Genomic DNA, 26,078 nt, shown 5'->3' on the forward strand with positions numbered 1-26,078 from the left:
CCGGATCGCCCGCCTATCTCGTCCGGCACGTGGCCTGTCGCGGCACGTCCCCGGCGCGAACGGCGACCATGAGGACGCGTCAGCGAGTTCGCCCGTCGATCGCTCGCGCGCTGCACGGGCCCCGGCGGCAAGCGAATCTCGAACCGGGTGGTAGAGAGGACGCTGTCTTGGATCTCACAGCGCAGGCGGTGCGTGCGGGACCATGAGCGGTTATGCGAGCATCACGAGGCCATGGTCTTGTGGGCGATGATCATCCTCATGGGACGACGACTCCCACGATCCGCATTTCCCAAATCGACCTGACGACGGCATCGCGTATCAGGGTGTCGTGAGTTCCCGGCGTGGGCGTCGCTTGATGGCCCAGGCGAGTCTCTCCTCGGCGGTACGGCGCAGCCCGGGCTTGGCTTGCTGCGCGACGCGGTCCAGCTGCGCGAGTGCCGCGTCGGTGCCGATGTCCCCGAGCACCCCCGTAATGTGCTTGGCCATGCTCACCGGACTGTTCACCGCCAAGGCCCCGAGCCGTCCCGCGACCTCGTCGTCCCCCAGCCAGATGAGCTGGTCGATCACCCAGCGATTGCCGGACGGCATCCCGGCGCTCTCCCAGGCCTCGAAGACGGCCCAGCCGAAAGCTGCTAGCGATGCGTGGTCGCAGTGGTCCAGGGCGTCCTCGAGTCCCGGATAGATCTCGGCGGGGCCGTTCCACCGGACGCCGGGAGACAGGGTGAGCGCGCCGATCAAGTTCTTCACCGCGTCGCTGGAGAGCGCGCGGCCGTCCCGCAGGCACACCTCGGGCAGCAAATCCAGGTCCAGCCATGAGACCCTCCGCGGCCTGTCCGCCCCTGCGTCGCCGTCCAGGATCCGCGCGACGGCGCAAGCGGCGTGAGCGCCGTACCGGCGGGCGGTCTCCACCACCCCCGCTTCGCCGTACCGGGACGCTATTTGGAGCAGCGCCGCCGCCGCCTTGTCACGGAGCGTGCGCCGCGCGTCGAGAGCGTCCGGCACCAGGTACGGCACCGCCGCCAGCCCGTGCCGGGCGAACCACTCACCCGCCTGCCGGCGCGCCGAGGCCATTCCGAGCCAGGCGGCCATCAACCGGGCCACCTCGACATCGAGGAAGGGCATCAGTGCCCAGCCCGAGCGGTGGGCCTTGGCATTGGGGAACACCACGTGGTGGGCGTCGGCCCCGAAACGCACTGCGACGGCTCGCAGGATCGAGAAGTCGGACGTACGGCTGAGCGTCGGGTGCCAGTCCGCCAGCAGCGGCCGGACGAGTTTCTCGGGGCCCAGCTCGAACAGGGAGAACAGGGCGGGCTCGTGGGTGATCTGGCCGTCCAGGAACGCCCGCACGACACCCGCCCACCCCTCCAGCCGATGAATCTCCCTGAGGGCGGCTGTGAAATGGGGCCGACCGGGGAGCCGCTGCTGCCACTCCTCGCGTTCACCCGGTTCCCAGTCGACGACCCGTTCAGTGGGTGGCCGGAGTCCGGGAACCAGTGGCGCCTTCTGCTCCCACGGTGGAGTGACCAGCAACGGGGGCAGCGTGTCGCGCATTGTGTCAGCCTTTCGAGCACACGTCGTTGAAGGCATTCCTACCGAATCGCGGTATGTCGCGGGCATGTCGATCAGCCATCAGGCGGTCGCCGCAGGCTGCCCTGCGGGGTCCGGACGGATGCTACGTGCTTTGGCGGCTCTTCGAAATTGGGCGGGGTTGAAGGATCCCGGCGGAAGCTCGGGGCGTCATGAAGGCATCCCCTGACCGCGGGCAGGGCGACGGCGCACGTGGTAGGCGTATGCCAGGGCGAGCACTATCGGGCCCCACAGCGCGATCGGGGTGATGCACACCATGGCCAGCGCCTGCCACCAGCCGTTCTCGTACGCCATGCGGTCGGAGACGCCGACCCAGGTGAGCGCCATCCAGACCGAGACCGCGGTCAGGAGCAGCCCACCGACTACGGCAGGGACGACCGCCACCATGGGCGGCACACGTCTGCCGCCGATGACCGGGATCCAGCTCGGGACCACCTCGCCCCAGCCGCGCACCAGACCGATGCTGAGCAGCGCCGCCAACTCAGTGAGCACACCGAGCCCGAAGACATAGGGGATAGTGATCCACATCGGTGACACGGGCGCGTCGTTGAGCTGGCCCATGTCGAAGTGAAAGGCAAACGGCAATCTCCACAGGCACGAGGGGAGCAGCAGCCAGGGAAGCGCGTAGGCGGCACGGAGCGCCCAGCGTGGGACGGGCTGGTCGGTGTCGCTGGTGGCCGGGGCCGCATGCAGGAGTTTGATCGCCATCGCTGTACTCTCTCGCGGCATTTGACGACAATGATCGCCTGTGTGGGTGAACCGCCTCCCCCGCTCGGGGGAGGTCGGTCAGCCGCCAATAGCCGGCTTGACCACCCGTGATGGCCGACGTGCCCCCCTCACCTTCATTCAGACCGGCATCACCAACACCGGCTCTGAAGGCACCAACCGCGTCATCAAGACCACCGCCAGGAACGCCTACGGCTTTCGCAACCCTGAAAATCAGCGTCTACGGACCCGCTGCACCACCACCCGACGCGGCCGCGGCTTCCTCAACCCCGCTTAGTTTCGAAGAGCCGCTTTGGCACGCGGTCACGGAGCGCCTTCATCACACGATCGGGGTCGCGGGCCACGCCGAAGGCCCCTGTCCGAGCAGCCCGATCGGAAGCGAGCGTCTCCAACTCCTTCGTTCCCGCGATCATCGATGCCGGGTGCCGCCTCCCTTGCTGATTACGAACTGCATCGCCGCTCAATTCGTACACGGGTACTAAGCCGAGCGCCGCTTCGTATACAGGTCGCCCCGGCGGGGGACATCGCCCGGCCGGGGTTCCCGGCCTGCGCGACCAGGTCCCCAGGGTTGCCGGCTCATCACCCCACTGGGGGTGGCGAAGTCAGGTCGCGCGGGGGGCGGCAGTGGGATCAGGTCCGGCGTTCCCCGCCCGCTTCTGCGGGGGTCGCGGCACGGGCGCGAGATATGAGCTGCCCGCGCTCGGAATCGGGGAAGCGGTCCAGTCTGGCGTGGACCTCGTCGATGTCCTCGGCGGCGCCGAAAAGTTCGGTGCCCGGTTCGAAGCGCATGCCTTCGGCGAGGGGGCCGGCGAGGACCGGGTCGAAGCCGAGTGCGTCGACGAGGGACGCTACGGCGGCGAGGTCGGCGGGGCCGTTGCCGGCGATCGCGAGGGCGACGCGTCCCGGCTGTCCGGCGGGGCGGGCCTTGTCCTCGATGTCGTGGTACCCCAGGTGGTTGAACGCCTTGACGACGCGTGAGCCGGGAAGGAACGCCTGGACGATCTCACTGGAGGAGGTACGCGGGTCGGTGAGGTCGTCGCGGATGCCGTCGACCTCCCACCAGTAGTTCATGGCGTCGATGACGAGCTTGCCGCGCAACGCCTCCACGGGAATGCTGCGGTGCTTGCCGAGCGGAAGGGCGAGGATGACCATGTCGGCACGGGCGGCGGCGTCGGCGGCCGTGGTGGCGATGGCTCCAGGCGTGAGCACGTCGACGGTGAGGGCGATCTTCGCCGGATCGCCGGAGCCGGCGATGAGCACCCGGTAGCCGGCGGCCAGGGCGAGCCTGGCCAGCACGGTGCCCACCTTGCCGGCGCCGAGGATGCCGATGCTCTCAGGACCGTTCATGTCGTACTCCAGGTTCGATGCCGCACCCTTGGGCGCGGATCAGCCGGCGAGGATGTCGCGGACCATGGGGATCACTGTGGTGCCGTACAGTTCGACGGCGCGCAGACGGGCGCTGACCGGCTGGGATCCCGCGGTGTAGATGAGGTCGAACCGGCCGACGCCGAGGCTTTTGATCGTGGCGGCGATCTTGCGGGCGACGGTCTGCGGTGAGCCGATGTAGAGGGATCCATGCTCGGCCTCGGCGTCGAACTCCTCGCGGCGGACCGGCGGCCATCCCCGCAGGGCGCCGATCGTGTCGCGGATGACGCGGTAACGCGGCCAGAACACCTCCTTGGCCTCGTCGTCGGTGTCGGCGATGAACCCGGGCGAGTGCATGCCGACGGGATGTGCGGTCGTGCCCAACTGGTCGGCGGCTCGCCGGTACAGGTCGAGGTAGGGGGAGAAGCGCTGGGGCGGGCCGCCGATGATGGCCAGCATGAGCGGCAGGCCGTGGCGCGCGGTGCGGATGACCGACTGCGGCGAGCCGCCGACGCCTACCCACGTGGTCAGGCGCCCGGACTCGGTCTTGGGGAAGACGTCGGCGTGCTCGAGCGCGGGGCGCATGGTGCCGCTCCAGGTGACCGGCTTTTCGTCGAGCAGCTTCACGAAGAGCTCGAGCTTCTCCTCGAACAGGGTGTCGTAGTCGCGCAGGTCGTAGCCGAACAGCGGGAAGGACTCGGTGAACGAGCCACGTCCGAGGATGACCTCGGCGCGGCCGTGCGACAGCGCGTCCACCGTGGCGAAGCGCTGGAACACCCGGACAGGGTCGTCCGAGCTCAGCACGGTCACGCCGGAGGAGAGCCGGATGCGCGAGGTGCGTGTGGCGATGCCGGCGAGCACGGTCTCGGGGGTCGTTATCGAGTACTCCGGCCGGTGATGCTCGCCGAGGGCGATGACGTCCACGCCGAGGTCGTCCGCCAGCACGGCTTCGTCGACGACCTGGCGGATCGCGGCGGCGTTGGACAGGAGCGTACCGGCGTCGTCCTCCGGAACGTCGCCGAAGGTGTCGAGGCCGAACACGAGATCAGGCATGGGTGGGCTCCTTGGTGAGCAGTTCCTGGATACGTGGGACGACCTCACGCCCGGGCACATCGATCGTGCGGCGCATGGCGGCCAGCACACCGTGACGACTGATCTGCTCGGTCATCAAAGCTCTCCTCACAACGCTTCTGGCACGGGGCTGTTGCGGGCCCGCCATTCGACTACATGACACATCAATTGATGTGTCATGCACTTTAGCGCGAGAGGTGCATGACGTGTCAAACTGTGGGGGACCTCGCCCTGGATGCGCGACGCCTCGGTGGCCGATACCCGCGTTGCCGAAGTCGACGCGGCGCACGCGCGGGTCGAACCCGCATCACTTCAGGACGCAACCCCCGCCGATCTCAACCCCCGGACTCGCCACCCCGCCGATAGAGAATGAGCAGGGTGACCGCGATCAGCGGCTGGAGGATGTCAGTGGGAATCGTCCAGATGTTGTCGGGCGCCGTGTTGTCATGCGCGACCCACTGCATGATGTGGCCGACGGCGTCGCCCCAGTAGAGGATGGCGATGGCGATGACCGCAGCGGTCATGAACGATCCTCTGTTCCAGATACTCAGCAGGCCGATGACGCCGACCGCGATGTCGGCCCACCCCACCTCCCACTGGAACGGGCTGCGCGCGAACCCGATGCTGTCGGCGATCTGCGGCGCGAATGGACCGATGTGCATCAGTCCACCGAAGATCGCCAGCGCCCCGCCCCCGGCCACGAACCACAGCAGCCAGAGCTCGACCATGCGGTGCCGGGTCCGCCGCGTCGGCGCACCATCGACAAGGGTGTGAACGAGCGCGGCGACCACCAGCCCGAGGAAGCTGACGATGACGAAGATCATGACAACAGGCTACGGAGAGTCCCGGCGATTGAGCCGCAGCTCGCAGCGCGTGTCCTGAATCACCGGACCGGCTCCCAGGGCGCACGAGCGTCGCCGGGTCGCTGCGGCCGTCCGGCCAGGTCGCGGACGGCCACCGCCCTCACCCCGGGGCGCCCCGCCGGAGGGAGGGCAGGGAACGCCCCGATCTCAGCGGCAGAAGGGGGCCATGCCGAGCACGGATTTGACGCCGCCGAGCAGGTGCTGGATGAAGTACTGGTCACCGTCCATGGGCTCGTCGGTCCAGGCCTTGACGTCGTGGCCGAGGGTGGTGAGCCAGGCCTTGCCGCCGTCGTAGTACTGGCACCAGCTCACGGGGTGGTGCTCGCCGTGGCCGGGGTGGCCGAGGTTGCCGCGCACCCCTCGGGCCAGGGTGCTTTCGTCCACTTCAGCCAGCACGCGGACGCGGGTCGGGGCCGGGACGAGGTTGTACCACTCGTCGGAGAAGGTCCACGTCCGGGGCAGCCCTTGAGTGGAGGCGTCGCGGTGGTTGACCGTGACCACGGTGCCGGGCTGGTTGGCGCTGTGGTCGTAGAAGTTGGCGTTGCCGAGCAGACCCTCGTACCAGGGCCAGTTGTACTCGGTGCCGAAGGCGTTGTGCACGCCGACGAAACCGCCGCCGGCGCGGACGTACTGGCGTAACGCGGTCTGGGCGGCGTCGTCGAGCGTGTCGCGGGTGGTGCTGAGGAACATCACGGCGTTGTACGGCAGGAGCCGTCCCGCCGAGGAGAGCTGGGTGACGTCCTCGGTGTAGTCGACGGCGAAGCCGTTCTCCTGCCCCAGCCTGATGACGGCCTTGACGGCGACGTTGTTGTCGTTGAGCGGTGGGTTCAGCCCGGGGGCGAGCGGGGTGCCGAGGTGGGCGTGGCGGGGACCGGCGGTGCGGCTGTAGACCAGCAGCTTGTAGCCCTTGGCGGGGTCGAAGTTGCCCCAGTCGTGGTAGCAGCGGGGGTCGAGGCCCCGGCAGACCCCGTAGTCGGGATCGCCGAGGTTCTGCGCCGGCCCAGGGGAGGCGGCGGAGCTGGGTGCGGTGGTGGTGAGCAGGAGGGCCGCCGCTCCGGCGGTGGCGGCGATGGAGAGCTTGCTGCGCATGGGCACCTCGTGTTGCGATCCACTAGACGGATCGATCGGTCCACTCAGGGGCTTGAGCGTAACCACCGATCTTTGCCGAGACAAGCCTTGCTTTTACTCCCTGACCGGACTTAGGGTGCGTCCGTTCCATGGATCTCGGGGTCCACTGAGCGGACCGCAGTGGAACGACGTGACTTCTTCCGCGGTGCGGCACTCACAGCCAGGTCGGCAGGATGGACGGCGGGATCGGCCCCTTGTTCCGCCTCCCCTGGCCGCTCTCCTCCCAGGCGTGGGCCAGGATCCCGACACTCCTGCTGAGGACGAAGAGCCCGCGTGCCAGCGGGGCGGGAAAGCCTAGCTCGGCATAGACCACGGCGGTCGCGCCGTCGATGTTCATCGGCACCGGCTCGATCAACCGCTCGACCTCGATCGCGGCACGTAGGTGCGCGCCCGGCACCACCCCGTCCGCGACCGCCTCGGCGACGAGGCCGAGCAGCGGGTCGCGGCGCGGATCACGGGTGTGGAAGCGATGCCCGAAGCCGGGCAGGTATTTGTCGCGGGCGCGCCGGCGGGCCACCACCGCGGTCGCGTCTCCCTCACGCACCACCTCCTCCAGCAGCCCGACGCACTGCTCCCCCGCGCCGCCGTGCACGTCACCGAGCAGGTTGACACCCGTGGCGACGGCGTTGTTGAGCCCCACCCCGCAGGTGGCGGCCATGCGCGCGGCAGCGATGGACGGGGCGTGCGGGCCGTGGTCGACCGACGAGACCAGCGCCGCCTCCAGCAACGCCGCCCCGCGCGGGTCCGGCCGCTCACCGCGCAGCATGAGCCAGACCATCTCCGCGAAGCCGATCCGTCCGATGAGATCCTGGACCGGGTGGCCCCGCAACTCGATGACATCGGGCTCGATCCGCGACACCGCGGTCGCCCACCAGTCGGCCGCCTCGTTCCCGGCGCCGCGCTGGTCGTTCCCGGCGCCGCCCTGGTCGCTCACGGCGCCGCCCTGGTCGCTCACGGCGCCGCCCTGGTCGCTCACGGCGCCGCCCTGGTCGCTCACGGCGCCTCCTCGAACTGCGCGTTGTGCTCGCCGAGCAGCGGGGCGGACCCGCGCGGACGCAGGGCGACGCCGTCGACAACGACTCCGTTGCCCGTCACGGTGACCTGCCGCTCACCCGCGAACGGCACCTCCGTCAGGAAACCCCGTCGGCGTACCTGGTCGAGTGCCAGCGCCTGCGGGACGGTGAGAATGCGGGCGGCGGGCACGCCCTCGCGGGAGAGTATCTCCTCCCACTCCAGCGCGGTCTTGGCCCGCAGCGCCTGGTTGAGCTCGTGGTTGAGGGCCTGCCGGTGCGTCTTGCGCGCTTCGCGCTCGGCGAAGCGGGGGTCGGCGGGCAGGTCGGGGCGCCCGATGAGCCGGCACAGCGTCTCGAACTGGGCCTGCTGGTTGGCGGCGATGTTGAGCGGCCCGTCGGCGGTCTCGAACGTGCCGGAGGGGGCGGCGGTGGCGTTCTGGTCGCCCATCGGCTCCGGCTCGACCCCGCTGATCAGGTAGTTGGAGACGGTCCAGCCCATCGCGGAGATCGACGCCTCCAGCATGGACAGGTCCAGGAAGCAGCCGCGCCCGCTGCGGTGCCGTCCGGCGAGCGCGGCCGAGATGCCCAGGGCGGCCATCAGCCCGCCGATGGTGTCGCAGATGGGGAACCCCACCCGCAGCGGGGCGGTCTCAGAGGTGCCGGTGACGCTCATCATGCCGGACAGCCCCTGGATGATCTGGTCGTAGGCGGGGGCCCCGCTCATCGGGCCGCTCTGCCCGAACCCCGAGATCGCGCAGTACACCAGACGCGGGTTGAGCGTGCGAAGACGCTCCCAGCCGTAGCCGAGCCTGGCCATCACCCCCGCTCTGAAGTTCTCCAGCAGGACGTCCGCGCCGGCGACCATCGACTCGAAGGCAGACCGCCCGTCCGGGCTCTTCAGGTCGAGCTCGACCGACTTCTTGCCGGCGTTCTGGGCCAGGAAGGAGGCGCCCATCCGCTCCCGGTTGAGCTCGGGGTCGGGCCCGAGCCGCCGGGCGAGGTCCCCGCTGCCGGGCAGCTCCACCTTGACCACCTCCGCGCCGAACAGCATCAGCTGATAACTGCAGTACGGCCCGGCCAGAACGTTGGTCAGGTCCACGACCTTGACGCCGTCCAGTGGCAACTGCTGCATTCACGCTCCATAGAGTCAAGTCAGAGGATGGTCGAACCCGCGCTCCGACATGCGCTTGGCCGCCTCACGCAGATCCGCCGTGAACTCCTGGACGCGGTCGTCGGTGAAGCGGACCGTGGGGCCGCTCAGCGTCAGCGCCGCCACGGTCGCCCGCGAGCCGCCCGTGACCGGAACGGCCACCGCCGACAGGCCGGGCTCGCGTTCGCCGTGGCTGACCGCGTACCCGTCGCGGGCCGCCTGCTCGATCCATTCCCGCAGCGTCGCCACGTGCGCCTCGCCATGAGGCGAGGACCGGGCCACCCGGGCGAGCAACCGCTCCGGGGCGTCCTTGAGCAGGATCTTGGAGGAGGCGCCCGCCCACAGGGGCAGCTCGTCGCCGACCCGTACCACGTGACGGAGCGGCTGCGGGCTCTCCTGCTGGGCGATGCAGATGCGATGGACGCCGCGCAGCACGTAGAGGTTGACAGTCTCGCGGTGCCGGGCGCCCAGCTCGCGCATGAGCTGGACGGTCTCCGGCGGCAGCTCCCACGCCGAGCGGGCCAGGTGCGCCCAGCGCCACAGCGCGGGTCCGGCCGTGTAGCCCTTGGGGGTCGCCCAGAGCAGCCCCATGTGTTCCAGGGTCTGGAGCAGGCGCAGCGCCGTGGTCTTGGCCAGGCCCGTCTCGTCGACGACTTCGCGGATCGTCAGGGTCCGCCGGTCCTCGGTGAGAAGCGAGAGGATGTCGAAGGCGCGCTGGACGCTGCGCACGCCCCCGCTCTCCTCCGGTGCTCCAGGAATGTTCGAAGGCACGGGTCCTCACTAGGGGTCGAAGGTGAACCTGCTGCTCACCTTCTCACGTGGTCCGTACGCTAACACCCAGTCCGCTTGGTGGTCCACATGCTCCATCAAGCGGATTTCTTGGCCCTCTTGCCAGAACGTTCGCGGTGCTCATACCGTGAGGCAATCCACTGTGCGGGTTTTCAGAACCACTGCACGGATTATGGGAGTCACCAATGAACACCATCCACGAAGCAGGGTGCTTAGTCGCCGGCGAGTGGCTGACCGACGGCACGTACGACGACCGCATCGGCCCCTATGTCCGCGAGACCGTCAGCCGGGCGCGGATCGCGCAGGACGACGACATCGCCACGGCCCTGGCCTACGCCCGGCGGGCGGCCAGGGCCGTGGCGCGACTGGCGCCCGCCACCCGGGCCGGCATCCTGGAACGTGCCGCCGCCCTGGTCACCGAGCGCGGCGAGGAGCTGGCCCGGCTGCTGGCCCTCGAACTGGGCAAGCCGCTCAAGGACGGGCGTGGCGAGATCCTGCGCGTGGCCGACACCCTGTCCGTCGCCGCCGCCGAGGCCAGGATGATCGGCGGCGAGGTGCTGCCCGTGGCGGGCTGGGGCCGCGGGGTCGGCAACACCGCCATCACCCAGCGGGCCCCGGCGGGCCCGGTGCTGGCGATCACGCCGTTCAACGCCCCGGCTAACCTCCTGGCGCACAAGCTCGCCGCCTCTTTCGCGGCCGGCAACACCACGATCGTCAAGCCGCCGCCGCAGGCGCCCGCGGTCTCCACGGCGCTGGTGACGCTGCTGCTGGATGCCGGGATGCCCGCGGAGGCGGTGCAGATCCTGCACGGGGGCGGTGACGTGGGCGCGCGGCTGTGCGCCGCGCCGGAGATCGCCGTCGTCAGCTTCACCGGCGGCGTCACGGCCGGTCACGCCGTCGCCCACGCCGCCGGGCCGAAGCGGGTGCTGCTCGAACTCGGCGGCAACGCCGCGACCATCGTCTGCGAGGACGCCGACGTCGCCGAGGCGGCGCGGGTGTGCGCCCGCACCGGCTACAGCAACTCCGGCCAGAGCTGCATCTCGGTCCAGCGCGTCTACGTCCAGCGCAGCCGTTTCGAGGAGTTCGCCGACGCGCTGACGGCGGAGGTGAAGTCCCTGGTCGTCGGCGACCCCCTCGATCCGCGTACCGACGTCGGCTCGATGGTGGACGACGACGCGGCGGAGCGAGTGGTCCGCTGGACCGCCGAGGCGGCCGGCCAGGGCGCCCGGGTGACGACCGGCGGCACGCGTGAGGGCGCCGTGATGGCGCCGACCGTCGTGGTCGCCCCGCCCACCGAGGCCAGGGTCGTGCGTGAGGAGGTGTTCGGCGCGCTGGTCGCGGTGCTCCCCTACGACGACTTCGACGGAGTGCTGGAGGAGTGCAACCGCAGCACGTACGGGCTGCAGGCCGGGCTGTTCACTCACGACCTGCGCCGCGTCGTCACCGCCTGGCGCGAGCTGGAGGTCGGCGGCCTCGTCGTCAACGGCTCGTCCAACTTCCGCCTCGACCACGTCCCGTTCGGCGGCGTGAAGGACTCCGGCATCGGCCGCGAATCTCCCCGCTGGATGATCGAGGACTTCACCGTGACCAAGACCCTGCTGCTCAGGGGGCTGACCATTTGGGGAGACCAGTGACCGAACGCAGTGTGGGCACCAATAAGCACAGTCACCTTGGTGTCGAGGCCGGCGAAGGAGGCCACGACACCACAGCGGCTCACGCGCTCGTCGCGCAGCTCGAGGACCTCGGCGTCGAGTACGTCTTCGGCACCTGCGGCCACACCAACATCGCCGTGCTGGACGCGCTGGCCGACAGCCGCATCAGGTTCGTCATCGCCCGCCACGAGCAGGCCGCGGCGCACGCCGCCGACGGCTACGCCCGCGCCTCCGGCAAGCCGGGCGTCCTCCTGGTGCACGTCGGGCCGGGCCTGACGAACGCCACGACCGGCGTCATGACCGCCGCGCTGGACTCGGTGCCGATGGTGGTGATCTCCGGCGACATCCCCTCCTATTACCACGGCCGCCACCCCCACCAGGAGATCAACCTGCACGCCGATGCCGACCAGGCGAGCGTCTTCCGGCCCTTCGTCAAGCGGGCCTGGAACGTGCACCGCACCCAGGACCTGGGCCGGGCCGTGGAGCGCGCCTTCTGGACGGCGACCTCGGGCCGTCCCGGCGCCGTGCTGGTCAACGTGCCGATGGACGTCTTCTCCCGGCCGGCCGCGCCGTACCCGGCGATCAGCCACGCGGCCCCGCCCGACCTGCCCGAGGCCACGGCCGAGCTGATCGCCGCCCGGCTGGCAACCGCCGAGCGTCCGCTCATCTACGTGGGCGGCGGGCTACGCGAGGACGCCGTCGCGGACCCGGCGACATCGAGCACCGTCGCGGCCCCGGCGACATCGAGCACCGTCGCGGACCCGGCGACATCGAGCACCGTCGCGGACCCGGCGACATCGAGCACCGCGGCGCTGATCTCCCTGGCGGAGCACCTGGACATCCCGATCGCGCACTCGCTCATGGCCAAGGGCACCGTCCCCGACGCCCACCCGCTGGTGCTCGGCATGCCCGGGTTCTGGGGCCTGGAGCTGACCAACACCTACGCCCGCGCGGCCGACGTCGTGCTGGCCCTCGCCACCCGGTTCGCCGAGACCGACGCCAGCTCGTGGGACCCCCGCTTCACCTGGGACTTCTCGGCGGGCACGCTCATCCAGATCGACATCGACCCGGCCGAGATCGGCCGCAACTACCCGGCGGAGATCGGCGCGGTGGCCGACGTGGCGCTCGCGGTCAAGGCGATCGCCGACGCCGCCGAGTCCCACGCCCCGCGCAGCCGGCCAGAGCTGCGGCGGCAGATCGAGCGGGCCCGCACGGGGCTGTTCACGGACAGCCGGGAACGCGGGCGGAGCGAGGACTTCCCGCTGCGACCCGAACGCATCCTGGCCGACCTGCGCGACGCGATCCCGGCCGACGCGGTCCTGGTCACCGACGTCGGCTGGAACAAGAACGGCGTCGCCCAGTGCTACGAACTGCCTGCCGGGGGCCGCTTCATCACGCCGGGAGGCGCCTCCACCATGGGCTTCGGGCCGGCCGCCGCAGTCGGCGTCCAGCTCGCCCAGCCCGGCAGGACCGTGGTCGCGCTCATCGGCGACGGCGGCATGAGCGCGCAGCTGCCCGCCGTGCCGCTCGCGGTCGAGCAGGGCGCCCCGGTGATCTTCGTGGTGATGAACAACCGGTCCCACGGCACGATCTCCGACCTGCAGTCGGCGCACTTCGGCCGCAGCCACGGCTGCGACTTCACCGACCCCGCCGGGCGGCCCTACAGCCCGGACTTCGCTGCGTTCGCGCAGGCGTGCGGCGCCGACGGGCACACCGTCACCACGCCCGCCGCCCTCGGAGCGGCCCTCCGCACGGCCGTCGCGAACCGGCGTCCCGCGGTGATCGACGTCCCGATGGTGAACGAGCCGGTGCCCACGCCCGGCCATTGGAACATCAAGGACATTTACCAGGGCCTCTTCGCCGACTGAACCGACTGACCCGGCGGAAACCGTTGCACGTTCGCTATTCCCTGAGTCGCATCCTGACGCTATAACGAACGTACTAGTCCGTGAATTAACTCTCACCTACCCCCCTACGAGGTGAACCGTGCGTTTCACGAGATTCTCCATCGCAGCCGCGGCTCTGATAGCGCTCGCCGCGTGCGCCCCGCCCGGCCAGCAGGCCGAGACCGGGGCCGGCGCCACCGGCCCCATCAAGATCGCCAACGTCAACGCACAGAGCGGCCAGCTCAGCTCGCTCGGCCAGTGGGAGCACAAGGGCGTCAAGCTCGCCATCGACGAGGCCAACAAGGCCGGCGGCGTCAACGGCCGGCAGATCAAGCTCGACCTCTTCGACAGCCAGGGTGACCCCACCGTCGGCACGAACGTGGCCAGGAAGATCGCCGCGGAGGGCTACATCGCGATGCTCGGCACCGCGGAGAGCGCGGTCACGCTCGCCATGGCACCCATACTCAAGGACGCCAAGATCCCGAACATCACCTCGGGACAGTCGCCCAAGCTCGCCGAGCTGAAGAGCCCGTTCCTCTTCCTCAACGCGCCGACCAGCGTCACCTTCGACGAGACGCTCGCCGAATACCTCGTGGACGAGAAGGGTCACAAGAAGATCGCTCTGATCAGCAACAACGGCGCGTACGGCGCCGGCGAGCACGACGCGTTCCTCACCTCGCTCAAGACCAGAAACGTCACCCCGGTCGCCGACGAGGTCGTCACCCCCGACCAGAAGGACTTCAACTCCAACCTCGCCAAGATCCGCGAGCAGGACCCGGACGTGCTGTTCATCGGCGCCGAGGAGGTCCAGTCCGGGCTGATCGCCAAGCAGGCCCGCGAGCTCGGCATCGAGGCGGTCTTCGCGGGCGGCGCCCCGATGGGCACCGACGTGTACGCCACCACGGCCGGGCTGAAGAACGCCGAGGGCTCGGTGGTCAGCTCACCGTACCTGAGCAACGAGGCCAGCGAGCCGATCAAGGAATTCGCCGCCAAGTACAAGGCCGCCTACAACGAGGAGGCCCGCATGCACGTCGCCAAGGCCTACGACGGCGCGTCGATCCTCATCGAGGCGCTCAAGCAGACCAACGGCGAGGGCGGACAGAAGCTGGCCGACGCCATCCGCGGCGTCAAGCGCGCCGGGCTGCTCGGCGACTACAACTACGACGCCAACGGGGTCGGCATCCACGAAACCAAGATCGGCCTGGTCAAGGACGGCAAGGTCGTGCCCGAGGCCGCGAGCTGACGTGCACGTCTTCCTTCAGACTCTGATCGGCGGGGTCACGTTCGGAGCGGTGTACGCGCTCGTCGCCATGGGCTTCTCGATCGTCTACCGCACCATGGGCCTGGTCAACTTCGCCCACGGCAGCGTCGTGATGATCGGCGCGTACGCCGCCTCCACGTTCTACATGACCAGCAAGCTGCCCTTCGCCGTGGCGATCGTCGTGGCGATCGTGGTTACCGCACTGATCGGCCTGGTGATCGAGCGCTTCCTGCGCCCGCTGGAGAACAAGGACTTCACGCTGATGCTGATCGGCACGATCGGCTTCGGCGCCGTGCTGGAGGCGGGGGCGGTCCTCGTCTGGGGCGCCACCGGGCACGCCGTGCCGTCGCCGGTCGCGACCGGGCCGATCGATCTCGGCGGCATCCGCATCCCCACCTACAACCTGGTCGTCATCGCCGTGGCGGCGGCGGCGACCGGCCTGCTGGCGCTGTTCCTGCAGCGGACCAAGCGCGGCGCGGCCATGCAGGCGGTCGCCATGGACCACCAGGCGGCCACCGCGGTCGGCATCCACGTCGGCCGCAGCAACGCCATGGCCTTCGCGATCGGGGCGGGCCTGGCGGCGCTGGCCGGCAGCCTCATCGGGCCCATGCTGTACGTCAACCCCACCATGGGCGGCACACTCGGCATCAAGGGCTTCGCCGCGGCCATGCTGGGCGGCTTCGGCAGCATGCCCGGCGCGATCGTCGGCGGCCTGGCCTTCGGCCTGCTCGACGCCTTCGCCGCCGGCAACTTCCAGGAGTACTCCGAACTCGTCACGTTCCTGGTCTTCGCCGTCATCGTCATGATCCGCCCCACCGGCATCTTCGGAGAGGCAACGGTGAACCGCGCATGAAACCTCTCGCATGGCTCGTGCCCCTGGCCGTGGCCGCGTGGCTGCTCCCCTACGGCCTGGGCGGCTACGCCATCCACGTCGCCGACGTGGCGATCATCTTCGCGATCCTGGCCATCGGCCTCGGCCTGACCATGGGCGTCGCCGGGCAGATCAACCTGGCCCAGGTCGCCTTCTTCGGCGTCGGCGCCTACACGGTCGCCATCCTCACCACGCAGGCCGGGTTCGGCTTCTGGACGGCCGCCGCGCTGGCGCTGCTGGTCGCCGTGGTGTTCGGCGTGCTGGTGGGCATCCCGGCGCTGCGCATGCAGTCGCACTACCTCGGCATCGTGACGCTCGGCCTGGCCCTGGCCTTCACCAACTGGGTCACCAACGCCCACATCGCCGGCCGGGCCGAGGGCATCAGCGACATCCCGGTCCCGCCGATGTTCGGCATCGACCTGTCCAGCGGCTACCTCTTCTACTACGTCGAGCTCATCGTCTTCGCCCTCGCGCTGGCCTTCGCGCTGCTGGTGACCCGCTCGCCGCTGGGCCGGCGGCTGCGCGCGATGCGTGACGACGACCTGGCCGCCGGGGCGCTGGGCGCGGAGATCCCGCTGCTGCGGATGACCGCGTTCGTGCTGTCCGGCCTGTACGGCGGCCTGGCCGGGGTCCTGTACGCCGGGCTGATCCGCTTCGTGGCGCCCGAGTCGTTCAACATCGCCAACATGTTCCTGCTGCTCGCCATGGTGATCATCGGCGGCCGCAGCAGCATCCTGGGCTGCGTCGTCGGGGCCGTCGCGTTGGCGCTGGTCAGGGAGGCGCTGCTGGACGCCTCGGGCTACGCCCAGCTCGGCTACGGCCTCGTGGTCGTGCTCGTGGTGGTGTTCGCGCCCAAGGGCCTGGCGGGCCTTCCCGGGCAGCTCCGGTCCCTGCTGCGCAAGCGGGGCGGCGGCTCGCGGGCCCAGCTCGGCCCGTTCCGGCCCTACGACGCCGCGCCTGCCTCGTCCGAGGAGGTCGCGCTGGAGGTCCGGGAGGTGACGAAGCGGTTCAAGGGCCTGGTGGCGCTCGACCGGGTGTCGCTCACCGTGCCCACCGGCGAGATCCGCGGCATCGTCGGGCCGAACGGCTCGGGTAAGACGACCTTGTTCAACGTGATCAGCGGCTTCTACGACCCCACGCAGGGATCGGTGCTGCTGGGCGGGCGGGACGTGACCGGGCTGGCGCCGTACCGGCTCTCGCAGCGCGGCGTGGCCCGCACGTTCCAGAACCTGCGCCTGTTCGAGGACCTCAGTGTGCGCGAGAACATCCTCCTGGGCCTGGACCGCACCCGCACCTCGTGGATCTGGCGCTATCCCGGCCTGCCGTGGAAGGTGCTGGGCTACGAGCGGGCGCTGCACCGGCGAGCCGAGGAGCTCATCGAGCGGTTCGGGCTCACCGAGGTCGCCGACGCCGAGCCGCGCTCGCTCCCCTACGGCATCCAGCGCCGCATCGAGCTGGCCCGCGCCATGGCCATGTCCCCCAGCCTGCTGCTGCTCGACGAGCCCGCCGCCGGAATGAACGGCGAGGAGGTGCGCCGGCTCGCCGAGATCGTCCGCTCCATCAGGGACTCGGGCGTCACCGTGATCATCATCGAGCACAACATGGGCCTCGTCATGTCCCTGTGCGACCAGGTCACCGTGCTGTCCAGCGGCAAGGTGATCGCCGACGGGCAACCGGCCGACGTCGCCGTGCACCCGGACGTGGTCGCCGCCTACCTCGGCGACTCCATGGACGCCCCCACCGAAGCCGCCGTCGAGGAGGCGACCCGATGACCACGCTGACCGTGGAAGAACTCTCGGTGCACTACGGCGGTGTCCGGGCCGCCCACGACGTGTCCTTCACCGTGGAACCCGGCCAGTCGCTCGGCATCATCGGCGCGAACGGGGCCGGCAAGTCCTCCACCCTCAAGGCGATCATGGGCCTGGCGCCGCGGCAGGCCAAGGCCATCCGCTTCGGGGAGCACGACCTGCTGCGCGCGCCCGCGCACACCCTGGTCCGGCACGGCATGGGCTACGTCCCGGAGGGCAGGCACGTCTTCCCCGGCCTCACCGTCGAGAAGAACCTCCTGCTCGGGGCGTACACGAGCAGCTGGAAACACACCCCCATCGACGAGGTGTACGAGCTGTTCCCCGTGCTGGGCGAGATGCGCCACCGGCTGGCCGGCGCGTTGTCCGGCGGGCAGCAGCAGATGCTGGCCGTGGGCCGGGCGCTGATGTGCCGGCCGAAGGTGATGCTGCTCGACGAGCCCTCCATGGGCCTGTCGCCCAAACTCGTCACCGACATCGCCGCCGTGCTCAAGAAGCTCAACGCCGACGGCCTGGCCATCCTGCTCGTCGAGCAGAACGCCAAGCTGACCTTCGACGTCACCAGCACCTGCCTGATCATGGAGAACGGCGAGATCGCCGCCACGGGGACGTCGGCGGAGCTGCGCGACGACCCCCAGGTCCGGCACATCTACCTCGGCCTATGACGGTCCCCGGCTGAAGGACCTGAGGGAGCCCGGGCCGCCACGGTGCGCGCCCATGAAGCAGATTCACCAGTCCACGTCGTGGAACGCGAAAGGGAATTGGTTATGGTTCGTCGGAGAGATTTACTCGCGGGTGCCGTCGCTGCCGTCGCTGCCGTCGCGCTCGCGGGCGCCGGGCAGGCGCCGGCCACCGCGGCCAGCGGCCGCTCCGCCCGGAACTTCCCGAAGGTCGGCGGCAACCTGGCCAACCAGAACTACAGCGCGCTGGGCGGCCTGCACCGCGGCAACGTCAGGCGGCTGCGCGGAGCCTGGGTCAACCACATCGAGGGCGGGCTCATGGCGGGCAACAGCCAGAGCACGGCCGTGGCGGTGGACGGCGTCCTGTACGTCGAGTCGGCCGTGGGCAACGTCGTCGCCGTGGACGGCCGCACCGGCGCCACGATCTGGAAGTACGAGCAGACCCGCGGCTCGGTCACCCGCCGCGGCGTGGCGGTCGGCGCGGACAAGGTGTTCACCTGCGCCAACGACAACTGGCTGATCGCCCTCGACCAGAAGAGCGGCCAGGTGGTCTGGGAGCGCCAGCACAACGGCTACGGCAACCTGGAGAAGGTCGCCGTCACCTACCACGACGGCATGCTCTACTGCGGCACCAACGACGGCCCGCGCGGCGCCGCCCTCGCCTTCAATGCCGACAACGGCGACCTCGTCTGGCACTTCTGGGGCACGGCAAGCCCCGGCCAGGTCGGCGGCGACACCTGGGAGGGCGACTCCTGGCAGACCGGCGGGGCGACTCCGTGGATGCACTGTGCCATCGACGCGGAGCTGGGCCTGGTCTACTGGACGTTCGGCAACGCGCGAGGCAGCAAGTCCTCCCAGGACGGCTCCGAGCGCGGCGGCCAGAACCTGTTCGCCAACTCGATCGTGGCGATGGACCTGAAGACCGGCGCCTACCGCTGGCACTTCCAGTCCATCCACCACGACATCTGGGACATGGACAACGTCATGGCCCCGGTCCTGGTCGACGCCCGCATCAGCGGACGGATGCGCAAGCTCGTCGTGTACGGCAGCAAGACCGGCATGTACTACATTCTCGACCGCGCCAACGGCTCGGCCCCGCTCGGCATCGACGAGCTGCCGGTCCCGCAGGAGCCCCGCCAGAAGACCTGGCCCACGCAGCCCTTCCCGCGCCAGGGCGGCTGGACGGAGCTGAAGCCGGTGTGGCAGCCGCTCGGCACCGAGATCCCCGGCGCCCCGCATCGTGCCGTGCCCAACTACACGATCGGCTCGCTGTTCACGCCGCACTGGGACGAGCCGATCCTCACCATTCCCGGCCACGGCGGCGGCGCCGACTGGAACCACCAGTCCTACAGCCACAGCACCCGCCTGGTGTACACGGGCTTCGGCTACGTGGCCGCCGCCCATTCCCTGACCGAGGCGTCGAACGGGCTGCGCCCGCCCGGCGAGTACATGACCGGCGGCATCGTGGCGGTGGACCCGAGCACCAATCGGGTGCGATGGAAGAAGAACATGCCGTACTCGCTGGCCCACGGCAACGGAATCCTCACCACCGCCACCGACCTGCTGTTCATCGGCCAGCCCGACGGCAACCTGCTCTGCCTGGACGCCCGCGACGGCCGCGAGCTGTGGCGCTGGCAGACCGGCGCCGCCGTCAGCAGCAGCCCGATCTCCTACGAGATCGACGGCGAGCAGTACCTCGCCGTGTACGCGGGCGGCACCGGCATCCCCTACGGCAACTCGGCGCCGCGCGGCGACCATCTGTGGGCCTTCAAGCTGGGCGGAGACGTGCCTCCGGCGGCCACCCCGCCCGCCCCGGTGATCCGCCGCCCGGTCTCCGGCGGCCCGGTGGACGGCAGCGCCGTGAACAACACCGTCGTGCTCGCCCGCACCTACCAGAACGGGCAGGTCGGGACCGTGGAGTCGACGGCGGTCAACGCCATGGCCCCGACTCATGTGCGGGTGCCGGTCGGCACCACGGTGACCTTCGTCAACCCGCCTGACAACGTGCACGTCCACGGGGCCACCCAGTTCTTCGAGGGGCTCTTCGACGTACGGCTCAAGCCGGGCGAGTCGTTCCAGTACACCTTCACGAAGCCCGGCGAGTATTTCTTCAACGACTCCCACAGCCCACGCCCGACAGGCAAGATCGAGGTCCTGCCCGCCTAAGGCGCGATCTCGGCGACGTCGGTGCCCAGCAGCGGGAAACGTTCGAGCACCAGCGGATCGTGGCCGGCGACCACCAGCTCGGGGCCGTCGGCCAGCTCCTTGATGCGGTCGAAGGCACCGTACATGCCGGGCATGCTGTGCAGGATCGGGAACGGCCGGTCGCTCTCGATGTTCTCGTAGAAGTGGCTGGCGTCCGAGGCCAGCACCACGTGGCCGCGGGCCGTCTCGGCCCGTACCACCTGCATGCCTGCCGTGTGCCCGCCGACCAGGTGCACACTCAGGCCGGGCACCACGAACGCGTCGCCGTCCACCATCCGCACCCGCCCGTCCTTGCGTGCGGAGCGCAGGTGGGCGAGGTCGTGGTCGTTGAGCAGCCAGCGCTCGCGGGCGATCCGCTCCGCCCAGGGTCCGGTCCAGTAGTCGAGCTCGGCCTGCTGCACGACGTAGCGGGCCCGGGGGAACTGGTGAGCGGTGCCGGTGTGGTCGTAGTGCAGGTGGGTCAGCACCACGTGGTCGACCGCATCGGCGGCCACGCCCAGCTCGGCCAGGGCCTCGACAGGCGAGCAGCGGTAGTCGAGGCCCTCGGCGCGCGCCGCCCGTTCCGGCGCGATGCCGGTGTCGATCACGACCGTGTGCTGGTCGGAGACGGCCGCCCAGATGTAGTAGGCGGTCGGATGGGAGCTCTCCCCGCCGGGCTCGTACCCGTGGAAATGCTCGCCCCGCCGGGCGTCGCGCTGGGCGTAGCGCACGGCGTGGACGCGCCAGCCGCTCATGCCTTCACCCGCTCGGGGAGCTTGACGCCGAGCTGCTCGGTCGGCACCCGGAAGGTCTCCTTGGCGGTCGCGACCGCGGCCACGTTGATCAGGCACACCACCGCCGTGATGACCGAGACGCCGAGCCAGCTCTCGGGGCCGGTGCCGGCCACCGCGGTGGCCACGGTGGGCGCGAACCCGGCGATCGCGAAGCCGATCTGGGTGCCGATCGCCATGCCGGACAGACGGACCCGGGTGGTGAACATCTCGCCGTAGAACGACGGCCACACGGCGCTGGTGGCGCTGTGCACGATGCCGAACATCACGATGCCCGCGATGAAGATCAGTACGTAGTTGCCGATGGAGATCGACCACAGGTAGGCGAACATCAGCACCGCGCAGCCGAGCGACCCGCCCACGAACACCGGCTTGCGGCCGACCCGGTCCGACAACCTGCCCCAGAGCGGGATGGTGAGCACCGCGCCGACGTTGGCCAGCACGCCCACCCACAACATCGGCGTGCGCTCCAGGCCCATGGTGTTGACCGCGTACGACAGGGCGTGCACGGTGAAGATCGTGCTCACCGAGGCGATGACCGCGGCGACGACGACGCGCAGCACGTCCTGCCAGTGCTCGCGGAAGAGCACGGCGAGGGGCATCTTGGCCACGGTGTCGGTGGCGACCTCCTGCTCGAAGGCGGGCGTCTCCTCCAGCGTGCGCCGGATGACCAGCCCGACCACGGCCACCACCACGCTCAGCCAGAACGGCACCCGCCAGCCCCAGCTCAGCAGCTGGTCCTCGGGGAGCGCGGCGATCGGCAGGAAGATCGCCGTGGCGATGATCTGCCCGGCCTGCGTGCCGTTGAGCGTGAAGCTGGTGTAGTAGGCGCGCCTGTCCTCGGGGGCGTGCTCCAGCGTCATGGAGTTGGCGCCGGCCTGCTCGCCGGAGACCGAGAAGCCCTGCATCAGGCGGAGCACCACGAGCAGGGCCGGCGCCAGCAGGCCAACCTGGTCGTAGGTCGGCAGGCAGCCGACCAGGAACGTCGAGCCGCCCATCATCACCAGCGTCGTCACCAGCACCCGCTTGCGGCCGAACTTGTCGCCCACGTGTCCCAGCACGAAGGCGCCCACGGGGCGGGCCAGGTAGCCGACGCCGAACGTGGCCAGCGCGAGCAGCGTTCCCGTGGCGGGCGAGGAGGAGGGAAAGAAGATCTTGTTGAAGACCAGGGCGGCGGCGGTCCCGTAGATGAAGAAGTCGTAGTACTCCAAGGCGCTGCCGATCCAGGCAGCTATAGCCGCTTTGCGAGGTTTGCCCTGTACCGTCACGTTAAGCTCCTCACGGGGAAAATGGGGGGTGAGTGCGGTGACAGGAAAACTAACTCACCGGTTCGTACATTACAAGGGTGTTGCGGATCGGTGACCTTGTCTCTTCTTGATCAGCTGCCGGCGCCCTGGCCGCGGAGGTAGGCGACGATCATCTCCCCCACCATCCGGCGCAGCCGGTCGCGGTGCTCGGGCGCGGTCATGTCGCGTCCGAACAGCGCCTCGAACGTGTGCTGGTTGGCCACCCGGAAGAAGCAGAACGAGCTGATGAGCATGTGCACGTCGATGGCGTCCGCCTCGGTGACGAAGTCGCCGCTCGCCGTGCCCGCGTCGAGGATGGCCTCGATGAGGTCGAGCACGGGCGTGCCGAGGCCGGCCAGCGCCTCCGACTTGCGGATGTGCTCGGCCTGGTGGATGTTCTCGATCGCGACCAGCTTGATGAAGTCACGATGCGCGTCGTGGTGGTCGAAGGTCAGCTCGGCCAGCGTGCGGATGGCCTCCACCGGTGCCAGGTGGTGCACGTCGACCGTGCGCTCGACCGCCCTGACCTCGGCATAGGCCTTCTCCAGCACCGCGATGTAGAGCCGCTCCTTGCTGCCGAAGTAGTAGTAGATCATGCGCTTGGTGGTGCGCATGCGCGCGGCGATCTCGTCGACCCGCGCCCCTGCGTAGCCGTGGCGGGCGAACTTCTGCTGGGCGACCTCCAGGATCTCCGCTTTGGTGCGCTCGGCGTCGCGCTGGCGATCGGCCGCGCCGGACGGGGAGGAGGCGGAGACGGTCACGCGCTCATCTTAGTCACCGCCGGAATGCTGCACGGCGAGCCGGATGGGCGCGTTGGCGGCCCCGTAGCCGTCATATCCGCCGATCCGCTGGACGAGTTCGAAGAAGACCCGGCCCATGGTGACGGTATAGAGGTGCAGGAACTCGCCCCCGTCCTCGTCGCGGTCATAGAGCACGCCGAGACGACGCAGCTCGGGATCCACCTCGTGACGGGCCTCCAGGTCGTCGTAGTAGTTGCCGGGGATCGGCAGCAGCAGGCCGGGGTGCTCCGCGTGCAGCCTGCGGGCGACAGCCAGGATGTCGTCGCAGGCCAGCGCGACGTGCTGCCACGCGATGTCGCCGGCGCCGACCTGGGCGATGTTGACCACCATGCGGACGGCGCCGTCGGGGGCCGACATGGCCTTGCTGCGCAGCAGCCCGTACGGGTCAGGCAGTTCGAGGCCGCCCTGCGGGCGCAGGCCGAGCACGGAGCGGTAGAACAGCTCCGCCTCGTCGAAGTAGTGCCACGGCTGGGTGAGCGCCACGTGGTCGATGCCGGTGATCTCTCCCCCGGCCCGCGCGTCCGGGGCGAAGTCGGACAGCCAGGAGTCGTCGCAGAAGAAGATCTGGGTGCCGTCCGGCGCGGCGATGGCGTCCAGCCGGGCCTCCTCCGGCGCGCGCTCGCGGGGCAGGACCGGCGACAGCAGCGTCTCGGCGTGCTTGACCGCGCCTGCCGGGTCGGGGCTGTCCAGCCCGATGGCGATGAGGGCGGACTCGGCGCCGGTGGCGTTGAGCAGCAGCCGCGCCCCGCCCTGCTCCCACAGCTCGACCGGTTTCGTGGGATGTCTCCCGGTACGCGCGAAGCCGAGAGCGGACAGCACCCCGCCGAGCGCGCCGGTGTCGGCCAGCTCGGCGAAGGCGAACCCGGACGGAACGGACGGATGCGCCGCGCCCACCAGCTCTCCTTCCAGGGCGATGAGCGAGCGCATGCCGTCCCGCGCGGTGCGCTTGGTGTCGGCCTGGCGGAAGTGGTCGTTGAACACCTCCAGCGACAGCGGCCCTGGATATCCGGCGTTGAGAGCGTGCCTGACCAGCCCCGCCACGTCGAAGGTGCCCTGCCCGGGGAAGCAGCGGTAGTGGCGGCTCCACTGCAGCACGTCCATGGCCAGCAGCGGCGCATCGGCGAGCTGGAGGAAAAAGATCTTCTCGCCGGGGATGGCCTCGATACCGATGGGGTCGGAGCCGCGCGAGAGGATGTGGAAGCTGTCCAGGCAGGTGCCCACGTTGGGATGGCCGGCCATCCGCACGACACGCCAGGCGTGCAGATACTCGTTGACGTGCCGGCCCCAGGCCAGCGCCTCGTAGGCGATCCGGATGCCGTGCTCGGCGGCCCGCTCGCCCAGCAGCCGCAGGTGCTCGGCGGCCAGCTCGTCGTCGCCGATCGCACCCGGCGAGACGTTCGAGCAGACCAGCAGCAGGTCCGTGCCGAGGCGCTCCATCAGCCGGAACTTGTGCTCGGCCCGCCGCAGATTCCTGGCCAGCACCGGCTCCGGCACCGCCTCGAAATCGCGGAAGGGCTGGTAGAGGTCGATCGTCAGGCCCAGGTCGGCGACGCGAGCGCGGATCTCCTCCGGCGGCAGCGGGCAGGCCAGCAGGTCGTTCTCGAAGATCTCCACACCGTCGAAGCCGGCGGCGGCGATCGCCTCCAGCTTCTCGGTCAGCGTGCCGCTCACCGACACGGTGGCGATGGATTTACGCACCACTTCCTCCTTCAGACGGCGACGAGATCGGTCAGGTGGGCGAGCATGCGCTCGGCGTCCGGCTCCCGGCCGGTGAACAGCCGGAAGGCGTGCACGGCCTGGAAGACGACCATGCCCCCGCCGTCGAGCGTCCGGCAGCCCAGCGCCCGCGCATGCCGCAGCAGCTCCGTCTCCAACGGCCGGTAGACGATGTCGGCCACCCACAGGCCCGGGTGCAGCAGCCCGGCCGGCAGCGGCATGCCCGGGTGGTGGGCCATCCCGGTCGGGGTCGCGTGCACCAGGCCGTCGGCCTCGGCCAGAAGGCCCGGCAGCTCGGACGGGGTCGCGGGGCGCGCGCGCTCGGCGCCGAAGCGGCCGGCCAGCTCGCCGGCCAGGGCACGCGCCCGCGCCGGGTCGGCGTCCACGACCGTGACCAGGTCGGCGCCCATGGTGAGCATCGCGTGCGCCACGGCGGCCCCCGCGCCTCCGGCGCCGAGCTGCACGACGCGGTGGGTGGGAGCGTCGGGCAGGCCGCGGGCGAACGACTCGGCGAAGCCCGTCCAGTCGGTGTTGTGGCCGACGGCCCGCTCGCCGTCGAAGACCACGGTGTTGACGGCGCCGAGCATGCGGGCGTCCGGCGACAGCTCGTCCAGGTGCGGGATGACGCTCTGCTTGCACGGGTGGGTGATGTTGAGGCCGTCGAAGCCGAACCGGCGGGCCGTGCGCACCAGCTCACCCACGTCGAGCCCGAGCCGGTCGGTGTCGAGCAGCCGGTAGACGTAGGGGAACCCGTGGTGCACGGCCTCCTGCTCGTGCAGCGGCGGGCTCAGGGAGGGGCCGATGCCCGAGCCGATCAGCCCGACCAGGAACGAGGCCATCATTGCTCCCTTTCCAGCAGGTGCGACAGATGCTTGAGGGCCAGCGCGCACCCGTGGGCGCCCGCGCCGCAGATCACGACGTCGGCGTCGTGGTTGCTCTGGCGGCAGTCCACCTGCGGGCCGCAGCCGGCGGCGGTGTCACGGCAGAGCGCTTCGACGTCCGCCAGCGTGGCGGCACCGTACAGGTGGGGCTCGCGGCGGCCGAGAAGGTCGAGGTTGGGCCCGTTCAGGGCCAGGACAGTGGACATGATTCACTAATGTACGTACTAGTGAGTTAGCTGGCTAGAGCGCCGGCCCTAGGTTCGCGCCCCGGCGCCGGGACCCAGGTGGTCATACATCTGCCATGGGCATCCCGACACCGGCTCAGACGCGCTGGGGTCCACTCAACGCAGGCGGCACAACAGCCGGGAAGGTGACTGTGCCGGCTACCGGGCCCGGCGACACCGTGGCCCGTCTCGTGGCCCTGACCTGCGGTTTCATTTGTCCAACGGGGCGAGCACCAGGTTTGGACGACCTCTGGACAAAGATCCCTTGGCCGGCCGGAAAGCCGCGTGCCAGCATGACGACTCGAACACGCGCCACGGACGCCTTTCCTGTTCGGGGGTGCGGATATCG

Annotated in this window: 24 protein-coding genes; 8 read left to right on the forward strand and 16 right to left on the reverse strand. The window is 70.1% G+C overall.

Annotated features, from left to right (window positions below):
* Window positions 1-318: 318 nt before the first annotated feature.
* Window positions 319-1,551, reverse strand: coding sequence for a hypothetical protein (locus EDD27_RS19635; RefSeq protein ID WP_127933702.1), 1,233 nt, complete (start codon window positions 1,549-1,551; stop codon window positions 319-321).
* A gap of 186 nt (window positions 1,552-1,737) precedes the next feature.
* Entirely contained in the window at window positions 1,738-2,295 is a 558-nt protein-coding gene (locus tag EDD27_RS19640; RefSeq protein ID WP_127933703.1) for a hypothetical protein, read from the reverse strand.
* Between the two features lie 97 nt (window positions 2,296-2,392).
* Between EDD27_RS19640 and EDD27_RS19645 the strand changes: the two genes are divergently transcribed.
* Window positions 2,393-2,590 (forward strand): transposase, encoded by a 198-nt coding sequence (locus tag EDD27_RS19645; protein ID WP_241564140.1) that lies wholly within the window; start codon window positions 2,393-2,395, stop codon window positions 2,588-2,590.
* Between the two features lie 353 nt (window positions 2,591-2,943).
* On the opposite strand, the gene EDD27_RS19650 is transcribed toward EDD27_RS19645, so the two are convergent.
* The 8 genes from EDD27_RS19650 to EDD27_RS19680 all read right to left on the reverse strand — a co-directional run bounded on the left by EDD27_RS19650 (window position 2,944) and on the right by EDD27_RS19680 (window position 9,632).
* Complete coding sequence (locus EDD27_RS19650; RefSeq protein ID WP_127933704.1) at window positions 2,944-3,660, reverse strand: NADPH-dependent F420 reductase; 717 nt, start codon at window positions 3,658-3,660, stop codon at window positions 2,944-2,946.
* A 39-nt stretch (window positions 3,661-3,699) separates the two neighbouring features.
* Window positions 3,700-4,731: an LLM class flavin-dependent oxidoreductase gene (locus EDD27_RS19655; RefSeq protein WP_127933705.1), complete on the reverse strand. Its 1,032-nt coding sequence runs from the start codon at window positions 4,729-4,731 to the stop codon at window positions 3,700-3,702.
* Window positions 4,724-4,846 carry a hypothetical protein gene (locus EDD27_RS57825; protein WP_277750733.1) on the reverse strand — a complete coding sequence of 41 codons (123 nt, stop codon included), beginning with the start codon at window positions 4,844-4,846 and terminating at the stop codon, window positions 4,724-4,726. The genes EDD27_RS19655 and EDD27_RS57825 overlap by 8 nt, the downstream gene beginning before the upstream one ends.
* Before the next feature lie 238 nt (window positions 4,847-5,084).
* Window positions 5,085-5,573 carry a DUF6790 family protein gene (locus tag EDD27_RS19660; protein WP_127933706.1) on the reverse strand — a complete coding sequence of 163 codons (489 nt, stop codon included), beginning with the start codon at window positions 5,571-5,573 and terminating at the stop codon, window positions 5,085-5,087.
* Window positions 5,574-5,759: 186 nt separating this feature from the next.
* Complete coding sequence (locus EDD27_RS19665) at window positions 5,760-6,701, reverse strand: ThuA domain-containing protein (RefSeq protein WP_127933707.1); 942 nt, start codon at window positions 6,699-6,701, stop codon at window positions 5,760-5,762.
* A 193-nt stretch (window positions 6,702-6,894) separates the two neighbouring features.
* Entirely contained in the window at window positions 6,895-7,737 is an 843-nt protein-coding gene (locus EDD27_RS19670; protein ID WP_241564141.1) for a citryl-CoA lyase, read from the reverse strand.
* Window positions 7,734-8,885: a CaiB/BaiF CoA transferase family protein gene (locus EDD27_RS19675; RefSeq protein WP_127933708.1), complete on the reverse strand. Its 1,152-nt coding sequence runs from the start codon at window positions 8,883-8,885 to the stop codon at window positions 7,734-7,736. The genes EDD27_RS19670 and EDD27_RS19675 overlap by 4 nt, the downstream gene beginning before the upstream one ends.
* 15 nt (window positions 8,886-8,900) lie before the next feature.
* Window positions 8,901-9,632, reverse strand: coding sequence for an IclR family transcriptional regulator (locus tag EDD27_RS19680; RefSeq protein ID WP_127933709.1), 732 nt, complete (start codon window positions 9,630-9,632; stop codon window positions 8,901-8,903).
* Window positions 9,633-9,877: 245 nt separating this feature from the next.
* Between EDD27_RS19680 and EDD27_RS19685 the strand changes: the two genes are divergently transcribed.
* From EDD27_RS19685 to EDD27_RS19715, 7 genes are all read left to right on the forward strand, one after another.
* Window positions 9,878-11,326, forward strand: a complete 1,449-nt coding sequence (locus EDD27_RS19685) for an aldehyde dehydrogenase family protein (RefSeq protein WP_127933710.1) — start codon at window positions 9,878-9,880, stop codon at window positions 11,324-11,326.
* Complete coding sequence (locus tag EDD27_RS19690) at window positions 11,323-13,212, forward strand: thiamine pyrophosphate-binding protein (protein WP_206641523.1); 1,890 nt, start codon at window positions 11,323-11,325, stop codon at window positions 13,210-13,212. The genes EDD27_RS19685 and EDD27_RS19690 overlap by 4 nt, the downstream gene beginning before the upstream one ends.
* 118 nt (window positions 13,213-13,330) lie before the next feature.
* Entirely contained in the window at window positions 13,331-14,473 is a 1,143-nt protein-coding gene (locus EDD27_RS19695; protein ID WP_127933711.1) for an ABC transporter substrate-binding protein, read from the forward strand.
* 1 nt (window position 14,474) lies between these two features.
* On the forward strand, window positions 14,475-15,344 hold the full coding sequence (locus tag EDD27_RS19700) for a branched-chain amino acid ABC transporter permease (RefSeq protein WP_127933712.1): 870 nt from the start codon (window positions 14,475-14,477) through the stop codon (window positions 15,342-15,344).
* A complete protein-coding gene (locus tag EDD27_RS58330) occupies window positions 15,341-17,134 on the forward strand; it encodes a branched-chain amino acid ABC transporter ATP-binding protein/permease (protein ID WP_127933713.1) in 1,794 nt (597 codons plus the stop codon). Before EDD27_RS19700 ends, EDD27_RS58330 begins: the two co-directional genes overlap by 4 nt.
* Window positions 17,131-17,832 (forward strand): ABC transporter ATP-binding protein, encoded by a 702-nt coding sequence (locus EDD27_RS19710; protein ID WP_127933714.1) that lies wholly within the window; start codon window positions 17,131-17,133, stop codon window positions 17,830-17,832. The genes EDD27_RS58330 and EDD27_RS19710 overlap by 4 nt, the downstream gene beginning before the upstream one ends.
* Window positions 17,833-17,934: 102 nt before the next feature.
* Window positions 17,935-20,013 carry an outer membrane protein assembly factor BamB family protein gene (locus EDD27_RS19715; RefSeq protein ID WP_127933715.1) on the forward strand — a complete coding sequence of 693 codons (2,079 nt, stop codon included), beginning with the start codon at window positions 17,935-17,937 and terminating at the stop codon, window positions 20,011-20,013.
* Here the strand turns inward: EDD27_RS19715 and EDD27_RS19720 are convergent.
* The 6 genes from EDD27_RS19720 to EDD27_RS19745 all read right to left on the reverse strand — a co-directional run bounded on the left by EDD27_RS19720 (window position 20,010) and on the right by EDD27_RS19745 (window position 25,711).
* Window positions 20,010-20,786 carry an N-acyl homoserine lactonase family protein gene (locus EDD27_RS19720; protein ID WP_127933716.1) on the reverse strand — a complete coding sequence of 259 codons (777 nt, stop codon included), beginning with the start codon at window positions 20,784-20,786 and terminating at the stop codon, window positions 20,010-20,012. The two genes, EDD27_RS19715 and EDD27_RS19720, sit on opposite strands and share 4 nt — an antisense overlap.
* Window positions 20,783-22,090, reverse strand: coding sequence for an MFS transporter (locus EDD27_RS19725; protein ID WP_127933717.1), 1,308 nt, complete (start codon window positions 22,088-22,090; stop codon window positions 20,783-20,785). The genes EDD27_RS19720 and EDD27_RS19725 overlap by 4 nt, the downstream gene beginning before the upstream one ends.
* A 110-nt stretch (window positions 22,091-22,200) precedes the next feature.
* Window positions 22,201-22,869 (reverse strand): TetR/AcrR family transcriptional regulator, encoded by a 669-nt coding sequence (locus EDD27_RS19730; protein ID WP_127933718.1) that lies wholly within the window; start codon window positions 22,867-22,869, stop codon window positions 22,201-22,203.
* A 9-nt stretch (window positions 22,870-22,878) separates the two neighbouring features.
* A complete protein-coding gene (locus EDD27_RS19735; RefSeq protein WP_127933719.1) occupies window positions 22,879-24,606 on the reverse strand; it encodes a bifunctional sugar phosphate isomerase/epimerase/4-hydroxyphenylpyruvate dioxygenase family protein in 1,728 nt (575 codons plus the stop codon).
* An 11-nt stretch (window positions 24,607-24,617) separates the two neighbouring features.
* Window positions 24,618-25,466 (reverse strand): shikimate dehydrogenase, encoded by an 849-nt coding sequence (locus EDD27_RS19740; protein ID WP_206641524.1) that lies wholly within the window; start codon window positions 25,464-25,466, stop codon window positions 24,618-24,620.
* Window positions 25,463-25,711 (reverse strand): type II 3-dehydroquinate dehydratase, encoded by a 249-nt coding sequence (locus EDD27_RS19745; protein ID WP_206641525.1) that lies wholly within the window; start codon window positions 25,709-25,711, stop codon window positions 25,463-25,465. Before EDD27_RS19745 ends, EDD27_RS19740 begins: the two co-directional genes overlap by 4 nt.
* Window positions 25,712-26,078 lie beyond the last annotated feature (367 nt).

Source organism: Nonomuraea polychroma, from assembly GCF_004011505.1.
Classification (GTDB): Bacteria; Actinomycetota; Actinomycetes; order Streptosporangiales; family Streptosporangiaceae; genus Nonomuraea; species Nonomuraea polychroma.

Coding starts and splice junctions, on each gene's coding strand:
- EDD27_RS19635 (WP_127933702.1), bottom strand. CDS start 1,551: ATGCGCGACACGCTGCCCCCGTTGCTGGTCACTCCACCGTGGGAGCAG.
- EDD27_RS19640 (WP_127933703.1), bottom strand. CDS start 2,295: ATGGCGATCAAACTCCTGCATGCGGCCCCGGCCACCAGCGACACCGAC.
- EDD27_RS19650 (WP_127933704.1), bottom strand. CDS start 3,660: ATGAACGGTCCTGAGAGCATCGGCATCCTCGGCGCCGGCAAGGTGGGC.
- EDD27_RS19655 (WP_127933705.1), bottom strand. CDS start 4,731: ATGCCTGATCTCGTGTTCGGCCTCGACACCTTCGGCGACGTTCCGGAG.
- EDD27_RS57825 (WP_277750733.1), bottom strand. CDS start 4,846: ATGACCGAGCAGATCAGTCGTCACGGTGTGCTGGCCGCCATGCGCCGC.
- EDD27_RS19660 (WP_127933706.1), bottom strand. CDS start 5,573: ATGATCTTCGTCATCGTCAGCTTCCTCGGGCTGGTGGTCGCCGCGCTC.
- EDD27_RS19665 (WP_127933707.1), bottom strand. CDS start 6,701: ATGCGCAGCAAGCTCTCCATCGCCGCCACCGCCGGAGCGGCGGCCCTC.
- EDD27_RS19675 (WP_127933708.1), bottom strand. CDS start 8,885: ATGCAGCAGTTGCCACTGGACGGCGTCAAGGTCGTGGACCTGACCAAC.
- EDD27_RS19685 (WP_127933710.1), top strand. CDS start 9,878: ATGAACACCATCCACGAAGCAGGGTGCTTAGTCGCCGGCGAGTGGCTG.
- EDD27_RS58330 (WP_127933713.1), top strand. CDS start 15,341: ATGAAACCTCTCGCATGGCTCGTGCCCCTGGCCGTGGCCGCGTGGCTG.
- EDD27_RS19710 (WP_127933714.1), top strand. CDS start 17,131: ATGACCACGCTGACCGTGGAAGAACTCTCGGTGCACTACGGCGGTGTC.
- EDD27_RS19715 (WP_127933715.1), top strand. CDS start 17,935: ATGGTTCGTCGGAGAGATTTACTCGCGGGTGCCGTCGCTGCCGTCGCT.
- EDD27_RS19720 (WP_127933716.1), bottom strand. CDS start 20,786: ATGAGCGGCTGGCGCGTCCACGCCGTGCGCTACGCCCAGCGCGACGCC.
- EDD27_RS19740 (WP_206641524.1), bottom strand. CDS start 25,466: ATGATGGCCTCGTTCCTGGTCGGGCTGATCGGCTCGGGCATCGGCCCC.
- EDD27_RS19745 (WP_206641525.1), bottom strand. CDS start 25,711: ATGTCCACTGTCCTGGCCCTGAACGGGCCCAACCTCGACCTTCTCGGC.